The following is a 16,829-nucleotide window of genomic DNA, read 5'->3' as shown; positions in this document are numbered from 1 at the left end:
ATGAGCGAAAAATATGTCGTAACGTGGGATATGTTGCAAATACATGCCCGTAAACTCGCACAACGTTTATTACCAGTAGAGCAATGGACCGGTATTATCGCGGTTAGCCGTGGTGGCCTTGTTCCTGGAGCACTGCTTGCACGCGAACTTGGTATTCGTAACGTTGATACCGTTTGTATTTCTAGCTATGACCATAATAACCAGCGCGAATTAACCGTGATTAAACGTGCAGAAGGTGATGGTGAAGGCTATATTGTCATCGATGATTTAGTCGATACAGGCGGCACAGCTCAAGCTATCCGTAACATGTACCCTAAAGCACATTTTGTCACCATCTTTGCAAAACCTGCAGGCCGTCCATTAGTTGATGACTACGTAGTTGATATTCCACAAGACACATGGATCGAACAACCATGGGACATGGGTGTCGTTTTTGTTAAACCATTGTGTGAACAAGATAAATAAATCTGTTTTTCATGAGCGTTTTAGGTGAAAACATTGTAATTATAAAGCGTTATAGGTTTTATTGATTGCAAAAACACATTAATACCTAAAATTTTTGAGCTAAACACGATATAATTTGGGGAGTGCATTTTTGCATTCCCTTTATTTTTGGCCAAATTCAACTCTGATCGACAAGGAAATAGGGATGACTCAGCAAAACCTTTCAGAAAAACTTTTCAAACCTAAAGTCAGACAAGTTGAAACATCAACATTAGTCTCTTATTCATCTCAAACAATTTCTCAAATTAAAGAACACAGTGTGTTAAGTGGCTCCCATCATGCGGGTTGGTATCGTATGATTAATCGCTTAATGTGGATTTGGCGAGGAATAGACGCCTTAGAAATTGAAGAAGTACTAAGTCGTATTGCTATCTCAGATGCTGAGCGTAGCAATGATAACTTGTTGGATACGGTCATTGGCAACCGTCGTGGAAACTGGTGTTTCGAATGGTCCCAGCAAGCCATGCGTTGGCAGCAAAAAGCATTAGAATTTGAAAAAGGTGCAGAGGCAGGGGAGGCTTGGTTACGTTCTGCTAATTTGTACAGCATTGCCGCTTATCCTTTTATTAAAGGTGACGAGCTGGCTGACCAAGCTATTTTGCTGGCTTGCAAAGCTTATGATAGTGCCGCAAAATTTTCTCAATATCGCCTAAAGAAAATTCCTTTCAAAGTTGATGGTGGGAAAGAAGTCTGCGGTTTTTTACATATTCCTTCACAGGGGCAAGGGCCTTATCCGACAGTGATGATCTGTGGCATGTTAGATAGCTTACAGATTGATTTCTGTCGCTATTTTCGCGACTACCTCGAACCACTCGGTATTGCGATGCTAACACTGGATATGCCGTCAATTGGTTATTCGGTTAAACACAAGCTTACGCAGGAAACGAGCACCTTACATGAGCAAATCGTTCGCCAGCTTGGGGATATCGCTTGGATTGATCATACGCGTTTTGGCATCGTTGGTATGCGTTTTGGCGCAAATATAGCGTTAAGATTAGCTTATATGTGCCCTGATAAGATTAAAGCAGTCGCTGTCATAGGGCCAATTGTCCACAGTTTATTGCATGAAGAGAAATATCAGCAAGATATTCCTCGGATGGTTTTGGATGTATTCGCCAGTCGTTTGGGTATTTATCAAGTTGATGGTTCTGCTTTACGTCATGAATTAAGTTGTTATTCACTTAAAAATCAAGGGCTTTTGGGGCGGCGCAGTAAGGTTCCAATGCTATCGGTTAGTCTTAAAGATGATATTTACAGCCCCAAAGCAGAGTCTGATTTAATTCGACGTTCATCGATGGATGCTGACACGATAATGCTACCAAGCCAGCCCGTTTTTGCTAATTTTGAAAAGGCGCTAAGTGAAACTACTAATTGGTTAAAAGCAAAAATACTTTAATTTTATTTAATAACTTGCTTATTTTTTCCCATTTGTTAAAAAGGTGCCTTCCCAAGAAGGAGATCCTTAACATGGCTTTACCGACTGATTACTCAAATGGAAAGTATTTAAAGAAGTTTGCTTCGATAGGACCTTATTTACGTGAAAAACAATGTTTAAATGGCTGTTATATATTCGATAGTCTCGTTGTTTGCGTGAATGCAAATATTGCCCCAGAAAAACGTGAATTTTGGGGGTGGTGGCTAAAATTGGTTGCAACTGATAAGGGGTTTGAATTTACTTATCATTTGGGCCTATACAACAGCCATGGTAGTTGGCAAGTCAAAGCATTAAAAGATGCACCAACCATTGAGGCGACAGAGCAAAATTTAGTGTCTTTTCACCAAGCCCTTGCAAAACAACTATCTGAACTTGAGTTAAGCCTCTTTCCCTCCCCGCTAATGACAGAATTAAAACTGGAATTAAGCGCATAAATTTGTTTTAAACCAACTTTTGTTGAATTTTGCGTTATGCCTGTTGGCATAACGCGCTTCTCCTGATAAAAATGATACCTACTTTTTGGTTTATTAATCCTAATGGCAGAAAAATGATGAAAAATAGCCAGACGCTGGTAGTTAAATTAGGGACCAGTGTATTAACAGGGGGCTCGCGCCGTTTAAATCAAGCTCATATTGTTGAGCTGGTTAGGCAGTGCGCGCAGCAATATGAAAAAGGGCATCGTATTATTATTGTGACTTCTGGGGCAATTGCCGCAGGTCGCGAACACTTAAATTACCCCGAACTGCCGGCTACCATAGCATCTAAACAGTTGCTTGCGGCGGTCGGTCAAAGTCGTTTAATCCAGTTATGGGAACGGTTATTCTCCATTTATGGCATTCATATCGGGCAAATGTTACTGACACGAGCCGATTTAGAAGACAGAGAACGTTTCTTAAATGCACGAGATACCTTGCAAGCACTGCTAGATAACGGAATCATTCCAGTTATCAATGAAAATGATGCTGTGGCTACCGCAGAAATCAAAGTCGGTGATAATGACAATCTATCCGCTTTGGCCGCGATTCTTGGCGATGCAGATAAACTGCTATTATTGACAGATATCGAAGGCTTATATGATGCTGATCCACGCAGTAATCCAAATGCAAAATTGATCCCTGAAGTGTATGGTATCAATGATGAACTTCGTGAAATGGCGGGGGGAAGCGTTAGCGGGTTAGGAACCGGTGGAATGGCAACTAAATTACAAGCAGCAGATGTCGCGGGCCGCGCAGGAATTGATGTTATCATTGCAGCAGGCAATAAACCTGATGTTATTAATGCGGTTATTGAAAATCTTCCAGTTGGTACCCGTTTTTATGGGCAAAAAAATCCAATGGAAAATCGTAAACGTTGGATTTTCGGTGCTCCAGCAGCTGGGGATGTGTACATTGATGATGGTGCACAACTGGCAATTATGGAAAAAGGCAGTTCATTATTGCCAAAAGGTATTAAGAAGATTGAAGGCGATTTCTCCCGAGGCGCAGTGATCCGTATTCGTAATATGGCAGGGAAAGATCTTGCTCATGGGGTCAGCCACTATAACAGTGATGCACTTAGAATGATTGCTGGGCACCATTCACAAGAGATCAGCAAAATACTTGGCTATGAACACGGTTCTGTGGCTGTTCATCGTGATGATATGATAGTGAGTTAATTATGTTAGAGACAATGGGTAAGGCTGCAAGGGTTGCTTCATGGCAATTAGCTCAGTTAAGTACCAAACAAAAAAATGCAGCACTATTACAGATTGCTGATCTACTAGAACAAGACAATGCAGTTATACTTGCAGCGAATCAAAAAGACATGGCGCAGGCAAAAGCAAGCGGTATGACTGAGGCGTTACAAGACCGCTTATTGCTGACGCCAGAGCGTTTAAAAAGTATTGCTGATGACGTCAGAAAAGTATGCCAATTAGCTGATCCTGTTGGGCAAATCATTGATGGAAGCCAATTGGATAGCGGCTTAAATTTACAGCGCCGCCGTGTCCCATTGGGGGTTGTCGGTGTCATTTATGAAGCCCGCCCTAATGTCACCGTTGATGTGGCTTCGTTATGTTTAAAGACAGGTAATGCGGTCATTTTACGTGGCGGGAAAGAGACACACCATACTAACCTTGCAGTGGTGGAAGTTATTCAAAAAGCATTGGAAAATAGCGGCTTGCCAGCAGATGCAGTACAGGCTATTAATAACCCTGACCGTGAATTAGTTGCGCAATTACTCAAATTAGATCGCTACGTGGATATGCTAATCCCTCGAGGCGGTGCGGGTTTACATAAATTATGTCGTGAGCAATCAACGATCCCAGTAATTACCGGGGGAATTGGTGTTTGCCATACATTTGTTGATAAATCGGTAGATTTTAATAAAGCCATTAACGTGATTATTAATGCAAAAGTTCAGCGTCCAAGCGCTTGTAATTCACTGGAAACATTATTAGTTCATAAAGAGATTGCGAATGAATTTCTGCCGTTTTTAAGTGAAAAAATGGCACAACAACAAGTCACATTACATGCGAGTGAAAAAGCGCTTCCATTGCTAAAACAAGGTCCAGCTAAAGTTGTTGATGTAAAACCTGAAAACCTTGTCGATGAGTGGCTCTCACTGGATCTTAACGTAGACATTGTTGACGATATTGACGCTGCTATCGACCATATTCGTCATTATGGTACAGCTCATTCTGATGCTATCTTGACAGAATCTATTCACCAAGCTGGCTATTTCGTTCAATGTGTAGATTCAGCCGCGGTATATGTTAATGCAAGCACTCGCTTTACCGATGGTGGGCAGTTTGGTTTAGGTGCAGAGGTCGCAGTGAGTACGCAAAAATTACATTCACGTGGCCCTATGGGGTTAGATGCACTAACAACGTACAAATGGATCGGGTATGGTGACTTTTTAAGTCGTCCATAATGAGTAAAAATGATGAGATAGCCACACTTGTGTGGCTTTCTTTTTTTATTTGCCAAATTAGGCAGTTTATCATAAGCAAATTTGTAATCGGTATTGCTTAGTATTTATGATGATGGGATGAAATTTAATGTTTTACATTATCGGTCCAAGAGGTTCGGGTAAAACCACAATTGGTAAAAAATTTGCAGAATCTAAAGGTTATCAATTTGTTGATACAGATAAATTGATTTTAGAAAAAGCGGGAAAAAGTATCGCAGAAATTGTTGAACAGCACGGGTGGGATTACTTTCGCCAGCTAGAGACTGACGTCCTTAAGTCGATTACGCAAAGCGATATGATTGTTTCAACTGGTGGGGGGCTTGTTCTTGCAGAAGAAAATCAGCAAATTATGCGTAATAACGGCACCGTGATTTACTTAAATACCCACCCTGAAGTTTTAGCAAAACGCCTTGCTGCGGAACCGCAAGCGGATCAGCGACCAAGTTTGACAGGAAAATCTTTAGTTGAAGAAATTGAAGAAGTGATGCAACAAAGGGAGCCTATCTACCGTGCGACAGCACATCATATTATTGATGCGGCTCAGCCTGTCGACGACATCATCGTACAACTTAATGATTTAACTTAAACTCATGAGTGATAAGCCAGCGGTGTTTTCGGAATATACTAATTAGAGTAAAGGGAGTAGCTCAGTAAGATAGAAGTCACTAAAGGTATAGTCGTATCACACTAATATATAAAAATATAATCATAGTATAGGGACTCATTATGTTGGCAAAGATAGTCAAAACAGTACTTAAATTTTTGTTTCGCGTACAAGTTATTGGCGACGCGAAAGAATTTAATCAAGATAAATGCTTAATTACGCCCAATCATGTTTCTTTCCTAGATGGTGTATTAATCGCACTTTTTTTGCCTGTCAAACCTGTATTTGCTGTTTATTCAACATTTGCCACACCGAAAATGGTGAAGCGCCTTAAGCCCTATGCGGATATTGTCCCTCTTGATCCTGCCAACCCTCTAGGTATTCGTCATCTAGTTAAAGAGGTAGAAAAAGGGCGCCCAATAGTTATTTTCCCAGAAGGCCGAATTTCGGTTCATGGCTCTTTAATGAAAATATACGAAGGAGCGGCTTTTGTGGCAGCAAAGTCAGAAGCAAAAGTTGTTCCTATTCGTATAGAAGGTGCACAATATAGCCATTTTGGGCGGCTGAAAGGAATTTTTCCATTAAAATGGTTCCCGAAGATCACATTGCATATCTTGCCAGCACAAGAAATTCCAATGCCAGAAGCTCCTAGAGCGGTAGAGCGTCGTGTTCTGGCTGGTGAAAATCTGTACCAAATCATGAAGTCCGCACGTATGTCTTGTTTACCACAAGTCACATTAGTTGAAGAATTTATTCAAAGTGTTCAGTTTTTTGGGCGTCGCACGCCTTGTATTGAAGACATCGCATTTAAAGAGGATTCATATCAATCTCTATTGAAAAAAACCTTAGGGGTTGGTCGTATTATTGAACGTTATACTCATGAAAATGAAAGAGTTGGCCTATTATTGCCAAATGCGACAGTCACCGCAGCCGCGATTTTTGGCGCTTTAATGAGAGGCCGAGTACCTGCCATGCTTAATTACACTGCTGGCAGTCACGGTATTAGTAACGCTTTAAAAGCTTCAGCAGCGAAAGTGGTCTTTACTTCCCGCCAATTTTTGGAAAAAGGCAACTTAACGCATATTCCAGAACAAGTGCCAGAAGCAAGTTGGATTTACCTTGAAGATTTAAAAGACACGGTAACATGGCAAGATAAAATATGGATTATTAAGCACTTATTTAATCCTAAAAAAGCCATTATTCCCCGAAAACCGTCCGATGAAGCGATTGTTTTATTCACATCCGGCTCGGAAGGTACACCGAAAGGTGTTGTCCACAGCCATGCCAGCTTGATGGCAAACGTAGAGCAAATTAAAACGATCGCTGATTTTACACCTCGTGACCGTTTTATGTCGTCACTTCCATTATTTCACGCATTTGGTTTGACGGTTGGCTTATTTATCCCTCTATTTTCAGGTAGCCGAGTTTTCCTTTATCCAAGCCCATTACATTACCGGATCATTCCTGAATTAGTCTATGACAAAAACTGTACGGTATTATTTGGAACATCAACCTTTTTAGGTAACTACGCACGATTTGCTCATCAGTATGATTTTGCACGTTTGCGTTATGTGGTTGCGGGCGCAGAAAAATTATCAGATAAAACCAAAAAAATCTGGTTTGATAAATTTGGCATCCGAATTCTTGAAGGCTATGGGGTAACTGAGTGTGCACCTATCGTTTCAATTAATGTGCCAATGGCCGCTAAAGAAGGTTCTGTAGGGCAAATTTTACCCGAAATGGAAGCGCGAATTATCCCCATTTCTGGTATTGAACAAGGTGGTAAATTACAGCTTAAAGGCCCAAATATCATGAAAGGGTATTTGCGTGTGGAAGCGCCAGGGGTGCTTGAAACACCGCGAGCTGAAAATGCACAAGGTGAAATAGAGGAAGGTTGGTATGACACAGGTGATATCGTTGAATTAGATCATAAAAATTTCTGTACGATAAAAGGCCGTGTTAAACGTTTTGCTAAACTTGCGGGTGAAATGGTTTCTCTCGAAAGTATTGAGCAAATGGTGGCATCTCTTTCTCCTAATGCAAATCATGGTGTGGTTACAAAGCCAGATAGCAGTAAAGGTGAAGCGCTTGTCTTGTTCACAACAGATAAAGAATTGGACCGTAGCGCATTATCCAGCGCAGCCAAGAGCAAAGGGTTAACCGAGTTAGCGGTTCCACGTGATATTCGTTTTGTTAAAGAATTGCCAGTACTAGGTAGTGGTAAAACGGATTTTGTCACATTAAAGCAAATGGCATTAAAGGATGAATAATATGCAAGAGAATGCGTCCAATGTACCGTTAATGAGCAGAGGAATGAAAGCTGTACTTGCTTCACAGTTTCTTTCTGCATTTGCAGATAATGCTTTATTATTTGCCATATTAGCCCAACTTAAAGCCGAGTTTTATCCTGAATGGAGTCATCCTATCTTACAAATGGTGTTTGTTTTCACTTACATCGTTTTAGCGCCATTTGTTGGGCAAATTGCAGATAGGTTCTCAAAGGGCCGAGTGATGTTGTTTTCTAACATCTTTAAGTTTATTGGGGCATTAGGGATTTGTTTTGGCCTAAACCCATTCCTTTGCTATGGGTTAGTGGGAATCGGTGCTGCTTCATATTCACCAGCTAAATACGGTATTTTAGGTGAGCTCACTGGTGGAGATAACCTTGTTAAGGCCAATGGCGTTATGGAGGCTTCAACAATCGCAGCCATTTTAGTGGGATCGGTTGTCGGAGGAATGCTTTCCGATATTAACTTAATCTTAGCGTTAGGCACATGTGCTGTATTGTATGCGTTAGCCGTTATTGCGAATTTTTTCATCCCACACTTAGCTGCCGCGAGGCCTGGAAAAGGTTGGGATCTTAAACTGTTAATTACTTCTTTTTTCAATGCCTGCCGGGTGCTATGGGCTAACCAAGAAAGCCGTTTTTCACTAGTTGGAACCAGCTTGTTCTGGGGGGCTGGGGTAACGCTGCGTTTTCTGCTCGTTGCATGGGTGCCTGTGGCATTGGGATTACAAGACAACACAACGCCGACTATTTTAAATGCGATGGTTGCCGTGGGAATAGTTGCAGGAGCCGGGCTTGCTGCCAAGTTTATTACCTTAAAAACGGTTTATCGCTGCATTCCTGCGGGGGTTATTATAGGTGTGATGGTGGTGTTACTTTCGTTGCAAACTAATATTATTCCATCCTATTTTATTTTAATCATCCTTGGGATCTTCGGCGGTTTGTTTGTTGTTCCGTTGAATGCATTATTGCAAGAAAAAGGGAAGGAAACCGTTGGAGCAGGGAATGCGATTGCAGTACAAAACTTAGGTGAAAATAGTGCAATGCTAATTATGTTAGGCTTGTACTCATTAGCAATTAAAGCAGGTTTGTCAGTTGTGAATGCCGGTATTGGTTTTGGTGCTGTATTCGCAATTGCGATTGCGGGTTTATGGGTTTGGGATCGCGCTCGTAAAAAAATGGCATAAAGGTAGATAACATCATGATAGATGAGAAGCGGCTTGAAACTCTGAGTATTCAGGTTGGGCTGAAACTGAAAGAACAGGGTAAAACAGTCACAACCGCAGAGTCATGTACCGGGGGCTGGGTTGCCAAAGTTTTAACCGATATATCGGGTAGTTCAGATTACTTTCAGCGTGGCTTTGTGACATACAGTAATGAAGCAAAGCATCAAATGATCGGTGTTAAAGATGAGTCTTTACAGCAGTATGGCGCTGTAAGCCAACAAGTCGTTACTGAAATGGCGACAGGCGCTTTACAAGAAGCCTGTGCAGATTTTGCTGTTTCAGTTAGTGGAATAGCAGGCCCTGGGGGCGGTAGTGTAGAAAAACCTGTTGGTACAGTATGGTTTGGTTTTGCACAGAAACAGGCAGACCAAACGGTATTAGTCACAACACAACATCAAGTGTTTCAAGGAAACAGAAATGAAGTTCGTTTTCAATCAACACTTTATATACTTGAAACACTTTTAAAGCAGTTAAGTTAAAAATCTTCTTGATACTGTATGATTATACAGTATAATTAATTTCAACAAACCGAATTCAATCGTTTTATTTGCAGTGGTCAAATCATTGCACTTAGGGAGTAAACATGGCTATTGATGAAAACAAACAGAAAGCACTTGCAGCAGCATTAGGCCAAATTGAAAAGCAATTTGGTAAAGGTTCCATTATGCGTCTTGGTGAAGACCGCTCTATGGATGTTGAAACTATCTCAACAGGCTCCTTATCCCTTGATGTTGCATTGGGTGCTGGTGGCTTGCCACTAGGTCGTATTGTTGAAATCTACGGCCCTGAATCTTCAGGTAAAACAACACTAACTCTGCAAGTTATTGCTGCAGCGCAACGTAGTGGTAAAACATGTGCTTTCATCGATGCTGAACACGCTTTAGACCCTATCTATGCTAAAAAATTAGGCGTTGATATCGATAACTTACTATGTTCTCAACCGGACACCGGTGAGCAAGCGCTAGAAATTTGTGATGCATTAACTCGCTCAGGTGCGGTTGATGTGATCATCGTTGACTCCGTTGCTGCATTAACACCAAAAGCTGAAATTGAAGGTGAAATTGGTGATTCACATATGGGCCTAGCTGCTCGTATGATGAGCCAAGCAATGCGTAAGTTAGCTGGTAACTTAAAAACATCTAATACCTTACTGATCTTTATCAACCAAATTCGTATGAAGATTGGTGTTATGTTTGGTAACCCAGAAACAACAACAGGTGGTAATGCATTAAAATTCTACGCATCTGTTCGTTTAGACATCCGCCGTATTGGTGCTGTTAAAAATGGCGAAGAAATCGTCGGTAGTGAAACTCGCGTTAAAGTGGTAAAAAACAAAGTTGCAGCACCGTTCAAACAAGCTGAATTCCAAATTTTGTATGGTGAAGGTATTAATACCTTCGGCGAGCTAATTGACTTAGGTGTAAAACATAAGTTAATTGAAAAAGCAGGGGCTTGGTATAGTTATAACGGCGATAAAATTGGCCAAGGTAAAGCTAACTCAACAAATTATTTAAAAGAGCACCCTGAAGTCGCTCAAGAAATTGATACCAAACTGCGTGAAATGTTATTGAATCACACTGGTGAATTTAGTAGTGCAGCAACAGACTTTATCAGTGATGCTGATGAAGAAGAAACACCAGAAGAATTTTAATTTTAATCTAATTAATTGATTAACAAGTAAATTATAGGCGCTCCGCTGATGTGGTGGCGCCTATTTTATTTTTAACCTATTACATTAATAGTTTATTGAACAGTTTTTCTGTGGAAAAATACACCAGTGCAAGGTATAAACATACTTTCAGAAAATATCTAGACGCTTTACAATGAAAGCTGCGAATGGATGTATCTATATTTTACTTCTGCACAAAGAGACTTTATCTTATCAGTCACTTTTTAATCGGAGAGTTGATTAGAGGTGATGTTACATTCCATCTCAACAATTCGTAATTCTGTTTCCAGCTTGATATCGGGATAAATATGAGTAAAAGCACCGCTGAGATCCGTCAAGCGTTTCTCGACTTTTTTCATACAAAAGGTCATCAAGTGGTCTCTAGTAGTTCACTAGTGCCAAATAATGACCCTACACTATTGTTCACAAACGCAGGGATGAACCAGTTCAAAGATGTATTTCTTGGTCTGGATAAAAGAGCATATTCCCGAGCGACAACCGCGCAACGCTGTGTGCGTGCAGGTGGTAAACATAACGACTTAGAAAATGTGGGCTATACCGCCCGCCACCATACATTTTTTGAAATGTTAGGCAATTTTAGCTTTGGCGATTACTTTAAGCATGACGCTATCCGTTTTGCTTGGGAGTTATTGACTAGCGAAGAATGGTTTAACTTACCAAAAGAAAGGTTGTGGGTGACCGTTTACGCAACTGACGATGAAGCTTATGATATCTGGAATAAAGAAATTGGTATTCCAGTTGAGCGTATTATTCGTATTGGTGATAACAAGGGCGCACCATATGCGTCAGATAACTTCTGGCAAATGGGCGATACCGGTCCCTGTGGCCCATGTACCGAGATTTTCTATGATCACGGTGACCATATATGGGGGGGGCCTCCAGGAAGCCCAGAAGAAGACGGTGACCGCTATATTGAAATTTGGAACTTAGTCTTCATGCAATTTAACCGTCAGTCTGACGGGACAATGGAGCCTCTACCAAAACCTTCAGTTGACACAGGAATGGGCTTAGAGCGTATTTCTGCGGTATTGCAGCACGTTAATTCAAACTATGAAATTGATATCTTCCGTGACCTTATTGCTGCGGCAGCTAAAGCAACAGGTGCGACGGATTTAGAGAATAAATCATTACGTGTTATTGCTGACCACATTCGTTCTTGTGCATTCCTTGTCAGTGATGGTGTTATTCCATCAAATGAAGGTCGTGGTTATGTTCTGCGTCGTATTATTCGACGTGCTGTTCGTCACGGTTATATGCTTGGTGCCAAAGACACTTTCTTCTACAAATTAGTCGCGCCATTGATTAAAGTCATGGGGCCTGCGGCCGATGAACTTGCACGCCAGCAAGCTATGGTTGAAAAAGTTCTCAAGACCGAAGAAGAGCAATTTGCACGCACGTTAGAACGCGGTCTTCAATTATTAGATGAAGAACTTGCTTCACTGAAAGGGGATACTCTGGATGGTGAAGCGGCATTCCGCTTATATGACACCTATGGCTTCCCAATCGATTTAACGGCAGATGTTTGCCGTGAGCGCAATATTAAAGTCGACGAAGAAGGTTTTGAGCGGGCGATGGAAGACCAGCGTCGTCGTGCGCGCGAATCCAGTGGTTTTGGTGCGGATTATAACTCTTTAATTAAAGTTGATAAGCGTAGTGAATTCTCCGGTTATCAATATGATGAGCAACAAGCCACTATTACTGCATTATATAAAGATGGCCAACCTGTAGACAGTTTGAATGCGGGTGAAGAAGGCTTAGTTATACTAGATAAAACTGCATTTTATGCAGAGTCTGGTGGGCAAGTCGGTGATACTGGTTACTTAAATAATGACAATGCGAGCTTTAAAGTCACTGACACACAAAAATATGGTCAAGCAATTGGGCATATTGGGAAGGTAGAGGCGGGTTCACTGGTTGTTAACCATAGAATTACCGCTTTTGTGGATAGCGCTAGACGTGATGCGATCCGTTTAAATCACTCAGCAACACACTTACTGCATGCGGCATTACGCCAAGTATTAGGCGACCATGTTTCTCAAAAGGGTTCATTGGTTAATGACAAATACTTGCGTTTTGACTTCTCTCATTTTGAAGCGATGACACAAGAGCAACTACGTCAAGTAGAAGATATTGTGAATGCACAAATCCGTAAAAACTCAGAAATTGAAACTGAACTGATGGATTTAGAAGGCGCTAAAGCAAAAGGTGCTATGGCATTATTCGGTGAAAAATATGAGGAACGTGTACGTGTTCTGAGTATGGGTGATTTTTCTATCGAGTTATGTGGTGGTACACATGCGCGTCGTACAGGAGATATTGGTTTATTCCGTATCTTGAGTGAATCTGGTACGGCTGCAGGTGTTCGTCGTATTGAAGCGACTACAGGCACAATGGCGATTGAAAGCATTCACAATCAGTCAGAGCAACTTTCAGCAATTGCACACTTAGTGAAAGGTGATATTAATAGTCTTGTCGAGAAAGTAAAAGCGGCGTTAGACAAATCTCGCCAACTCGAAAAAGAAATTGTGCAACTAAAAGATCAACAAGCATCTCAAGAAAGTGCTTCACTAAGTAGTAAAGCGAAAGACGTGAAAGGCATCAAATTATTAGTCACTCAATTAGCGGATACTGATCCTAAGTTGTTGAGAACTATGGTTGATGACCTTAAAAATCAGTTGAAATCAGCGATTATCGTGCTTTCAACAACAAGTGGTGATAAAGTCAGTATGATCGTTGGGGTAACTAATGATTTGACTGCTAAAGTTAAAGCAGGGGACTTAATTTCCTATATTGCAAGTCAGGTAGGTGGTAAAGGTGGCGGTCGCCCAGACATGGCTCAAGCGGGAGGTACTGACGTTAGCGCATTACCTGCTGCTATGGCAAGTGTCGAAGAATGGGTCGAAGCGCGTCTGTAAGCACTTACAAAGTTGCCTCATTAAAATATGAGGCAACTTTAATCTGTTGCGGCATTGTTAATGTATCGTTTGTAGTGCTATATTTTGCTTGTAAATAATTAGAATGCTTGTATTGATGGCATCAATGCTTTAGGTGAATGTCATTGCTTTACGTTTTCACGGTGTGTGATGGACAATAGCGGGGATACCTAGAGACCCGACTCTTTTAATATTTCAAGGAGCAAAGAATGCTTATTCTGACTCGTCGAGTTGGTGAAACACTCATGATAGGCGATGAGGTAACAGTTACTGTATTGGGTGTCAAAGGCAACCAAGTTCGTATTGGTGTTAATGCCCCAAAAGAAGTTTCTGTTCACCGTGAAGAAATTTATCAACGGATCCAGGCTGAAAAGACTCAACCAGATAATCAATAATAATGAATAAGCGTCCAATGATTGATCACACAGCAAGAATGGGCGCTTGTCTTACTCGCATTATTTCTAAAAATATCCTTTCGTTTTTATAATTCTCTAGCATCAAACTCACTTTATTGTTTAGTCTTCGGTTTTCTTGTACGAAATCTTGTTTTCCTTTGTATGAAATATAGGCTAATCAATCCAGTGAGCTTATTTTTATTCACTTATAGAATAATTTTTTTTCTGTATTTTTGTTTATAAAGTTAGTGTCATAAGGGCTGAAAAATATCTTTTTCGGTGTTAAACTAAGCATCTTGCTTGTGAAATGTGCAAACAGACAACGGAATGCAAAAAGTTTGGAAAAATTGTTTGACTTCTAAGTCTAGGAAAGTAATATGTGCGCCACACAGCAACGAGATGTTTGAAAAAACAAATCGTGTGTAACTAAAATATGGTGAGGTGGCCGAGAGGCTGAAGGCGCTCCCCTGCTAAGGGAGTATGCGGTCAAAAGCTGCATCGAGGGTTCGAATCCCTCCCTCACCGCCATTTTAGATTATGCATCCGTAGCTCAGCTGGATAGAGTACTCGGCTACGAACCGAGCGGTCGGAGGTTCGAATCCTCCCGGATGCACCATCTTTAACCCTATGAGAGAATCTGATGGGGTTTTGTTTTGGTTTTAGCAACCAAACAAAGCAGTAACTAAGAAGTTGATTTATAGAAGTAGAAGTTGATAAAGAAGTTTGAGAGAGCAGCACATCTTGCATTAAGTATGCATCCGTAGCTCAGCTGGATAGAGTACTCGGCTACGAACCGAGCGGTCGGAGGTTCGAATCCTCCCGGATGCACCATCTCTTAGCTAATAATTTAGCATATCAATAATACCTTTTAATTTAACTCAGAAAAGTTATTGAGAATGTATCGATTTCAAATCGAATGAATTTTGCATCCGTAGCTCAGCTGGATAGAGTACTCGGCTACGAACCGAGCGGTCGGAGGTTCGAATCCTCCCGGATGCACCATCTTTAAGAAACTCCTCATTTGAGGAGTTTTTTTTTGCCTAAAATTACCATTCATAAAATTAATTAAATCGTATTTTCTATACCTCTTTGATTTATTCCCTCATAAACCACACATCTAGACAGCGACAATTTATGTGATTTAAGCTAAAGTAATTGCCTTAATAAAATAAATTAACATCACAGGCGGGAGGTCGACTTGATCCCGGACGTATCGAAAGCGCTCTCATGGTTAGAGGCGCACCCAGAAACACTTAATGGTATTCAACGTGGTATTGAGCGTGAAACATTGCGTGTAACCCCCACAGGCGCAATTGCAGAGACCTTGCATCCAGAAGGGCTGGGAAAAGCTTTAACACATAAATGGATCACGACAGATTTTGCGGAGTCCTTACTCGAATTTATTACTCCTGTAGATAAAAGCATTAGCCATAATTTGGCTTTTTTGCGAGATTTACACCGCTATACAGCTCGTCACCTTCAAGATGAAAGAATGTGGCCGCTGAGTATGCCATGCTTTATTGAAAGTGAAGATAAAATCACTCTTGCGCAGTACGGCTCTTCTAATGTGGGGCAGTTTAAAACGCTGTACCGCGAAGGCCTTAAAAATCGTTATGGTGCTTTGATGCAAACGATAGCAGGGGTGCATTATAACTTCTCTTTGCCGATTGAATTTTGGCAAGCATGGGCGGGTATTGAAGACGAAGAAAGCGGTAAAGAAAAAATTTCTGAAGGCTATTTACGTCTAATTAGAAATTACTACCGCTTTGGTTGGGTTATTCCTTATCTATTTGGCGCATCTCCAGCTATTTGCGGCTCTTTTTTGAAAGATAGGGATACGACGCTATCATTTGATAAAACAGACTGTGGTACGTATTACTTGCCTTATGCGACATCGTTACGCATGAGTGACTTAGGTTATACAAATAAATCACAAAGTGATTTAAACATCACATTCAATAAATTGGATGAATATGTAGAGAACCTGAAAAAAGCCATCCATAAGCCTTCAGCTGAATTTGAAAAACTGGGTGTAAAAAAAGGCGGCAAATATATTCAACTAAATACGAATGTGCTGCAGATTGAAAATGAGCTCTATGCCCCAATACGGCCCAAACGCGTTCCTAAAGGCAATGAATCACCTTCTGACGCATTATTACGTGGTGGTATTGAGTACATTGAAGTCCGTTCACTTGATATCAATCCATTTAGTGCGATAGGCGTTAATGAAACGCAAGCTCGTTTTGTTGATCTATTCTTAATATGGTGTGTACTTGCTGATGCACCTGAAATGAATGCTCAGGAATTAGACTGTTGCCGTCAAAACTGGAATCGTGTCATTCTTGAAGGTCGTAAACCAGGCCAAGTCATTGGTTTCGGTTGTGGCAGCGAAGTTAAACCATTAGTTGACGTTGGGCAGCAATTATTTAATGACTTGATCCGTGTGGCTGAAGTGCTAGACACTTGTTGCGATGCAAAATATCAAGAAGTTTGTCACCAATTTGTTGCTATGTTTAAAGACCCAACTCTTACATATTCAGCGCTTGTTATGGATGAAATGTTAGAAAAAGGTATTGGTGGTTACGGGTTAGAATTAGCTGAAAAATATTTTGAACAGTTAGTGAACGAGCCGTATGAAGTGATAACTGAAGAGCAATTTGAGCAAGCACGATTAGCTTCAATAGCGAAGCAAGCGAAGATGGAACAAAGTGAGAGCGAAAGCTTTGAGGACTATCTACGCATTCATGCAGGACGCTAAAAGAAATGGCCACTCTAGGTGGCCAAAAAAAATCTCTTAGAGAATTAG

The 16,829-nt window shown here is 41.0% G+C and carries 13 protein-coding genes and 4 tRNA genes; all 17 read left to right on the top strand.

Features of this window, described 5'->3' with window-relative positions:
* The 17 genes from gpt to gshA all read left to right on the top strand — a co-directional run bounded on the left by gpt (nt 1) and on the right by gshA (nt 16,781).
* Nucleotides 1-465, top strand: coding sequence for a xanthine phosphoribosyltransferase (gene gpt / locus PSF31_RS02520; protein WP_036958965.1), 465 nt, complete (start codon nt 1-3; stop codon nt 463-465).
* A gap of 184 nt (nt 466-649) precedes the next feature.
* On the top strand, nt 650-1,900 hold the full coding sequence (gene frsA / locus PSF31_RS02515) for an esterase FrsA (RefSeq protein ID WP_004264784.1): 1,251 nt from the start codon (nt 650-652) through the stop codon (nt 1,898-1,900).
* A gap of 71 nt (nt 1,901-1,971) precedes the next feature.
* Entirely contained in the window at nt 1,972-2,373 is a 402-nt protein-coding gene (gene crl / locus PSF31_RS02510; RefSeq protein ID WP_036958914.1) for a sigma factor-binding protein Crl, read from the top strand.
* 116 nt (nt 2,374-2,489) lie between these two features.
* Nucleotides 2,490-3,593 carry a glutamate 5-kinase gene (proB, locus tag PSF31_RS02505; protein WP_036958967.1) on the top strand — a complete coding sequence of 368 codons (1,104 nt, stop codon included), beginning with the start codon at nt 2,490-2,492 and terminating at the stop codon, nt 3,591-3,593.
* A 2-nt stretch (nt 3,594-3,595) separates the two neighbouring features.
* Nucleotides 3,596-4,849 (top strand): glutamate-5-semialdehyde dehydrogenase, encoded by a 1,254-nt coding sequence (gene proA / locus PSF31_RS02500; RefSeq protein WP_096864773.1) that lies wholly within the window; start codon nt 3,596-3,598, stop codon nt 4,847-4,849.
* A 127-nt stretch (nt 4,850-4,976) separates the two neighbouring features.
* Complete coding sequence (aroL, locus tag PSF31_RS02495; protein ID WP_096864774.1) at nt 4,977-5,474, top strand: shikimate kinase AroL; 498 nt, start codon at nt 4,977-4,979, stop codon at nt 5,472-5,474.
* A gap of 140 nt (nt 5,475-5,614) precedes the next feature.
* A complete protein-coding gene (gene aas, locus PSF31_RS02490; protein ID WP_164561204.1) occupies nt 5,615-7,762 on the top strand; it encodes a bifunctional acyl-ACP--phospholipid O-acyltransferase/long-chain-fatty-acid--ACP ligase in 2,148 nt (715 codons plus the stop codon).
* Between the two features lies 1 nt (nt 7,763).
* Nucleotides 7,764-8,966 carry a lysophospholipid transporter LplT gene (lplT, locus tag PSF31_RS02485; protein ID WP_036958917.1) on the top strand — a complete coding sequence of 401 codons (1,203 nt, stop codon included), beginning with the start codon at nt 7,764-7,766 and terminating at the stop codon, nt 8,964-8,966.
* Nucleotides 8,967-8,980: 14 nt separating this feature from the next.
* Nucleotides 8,981-9,484 (top strand): nicotinamide-nucleotide amidase, encoded by a 504-nt coding sequence (gene pncC, locus PSF31_RS02480; RefSeq protein ID WP_004264808.1) that lies wholly within the window; start codon nt 8,981-8,983, stop codon nt 9,482-9,484.
* 104 nt (nt 9,485-9,588) lie between these two features.
* Nucleotides 9,589-10,656: a recombinase RecA gene (gene recA / locus PSF31_RS02475; protein WP_094962029.1), complete on the top strand. Its 1,068-nt coding sequence runs from the start codon at nt 9,589-9,591 to the stop codon at nt 10,654-10,656.
* 326 nt (nt 10,657-10,982) lie between these two features.
* Nucleotides 10,983-13,610, top strand: a complete 2,628-nt coding sequence (gene alaS, locus PSF31_RS02470; protein ID WP_096864775.1) for an alanine--tRNA ligase — start codon at nt 10,983-10,985, stop codon at nt 13,608-13,610.
* 227 nt (nt 13,611-13,837) lie between these two features.
* Complete coding sequence (csrA, locus tag PSF31_RS02465; RefSeq protein WP_004264815.1) at nt 13,838-14,023, top strand: carbon storage regulator CsrA; 186 nt, start codon at nt 13,838-13,840, stop codon at nt 14,021-14,023.
* A gap of 435 nt (nt 14,024-14,458) precedes the next feature.
* Nucleotides 14,459-14,551, top strand: a tRNA-Ser gene (locus PSF31_RS02460).
* Nucleotides 14,552-14,562: 11 nt separating this feature from the next.
* Nucleotides 14,563-14,639, top strand: a tRNA-Arg gene (locus PSF31_RS02455).
* 138 nt (nt 14,640-14,777) lie between these two features.
* Nucleotides 14,778-14,854 (top strand) — tRNA-Arg (locus tag PSF31_RS02450).
* A gap of 94 nt (nt 14,855-14,948) precedes the next feature.
* Nucleotides 14,949-15,025: transfer RNA gene (locus PSF31_RS02445), tRNA-Arg, on the top strand.
* Between the two features lie 196 nt (nt 15,026-15,221).
* Nucleotides 15,222-16,781 (top strand): glutamate--cysteine ligase, encoded by a 1,560-nt coding sequence (gene gshA, locus PSF31_RS02440; protein WP_096864776.1) that lies wholly within the window; start codon nt 15,222-15,224, stop codon nt 16,779-16,781.
* Nucleotides 16,782-16,829 lie beyond the last annotated feature (48 nt).

The sequence above is a fragment of the Providencia sp. PROV156 genome, from assembly GCF_028480905.1.
GTDB lineage: Bacteria > Pseudomonadota > Gammaproteobacteria > Enterobacterales > Enterobacteriaceae > Providencia > Providencia hangzhouensis.
Note: the sequence above shows the minus strand (reverse complement) of the source record. Positions and strands in the feature narration are given on the sequence as shown.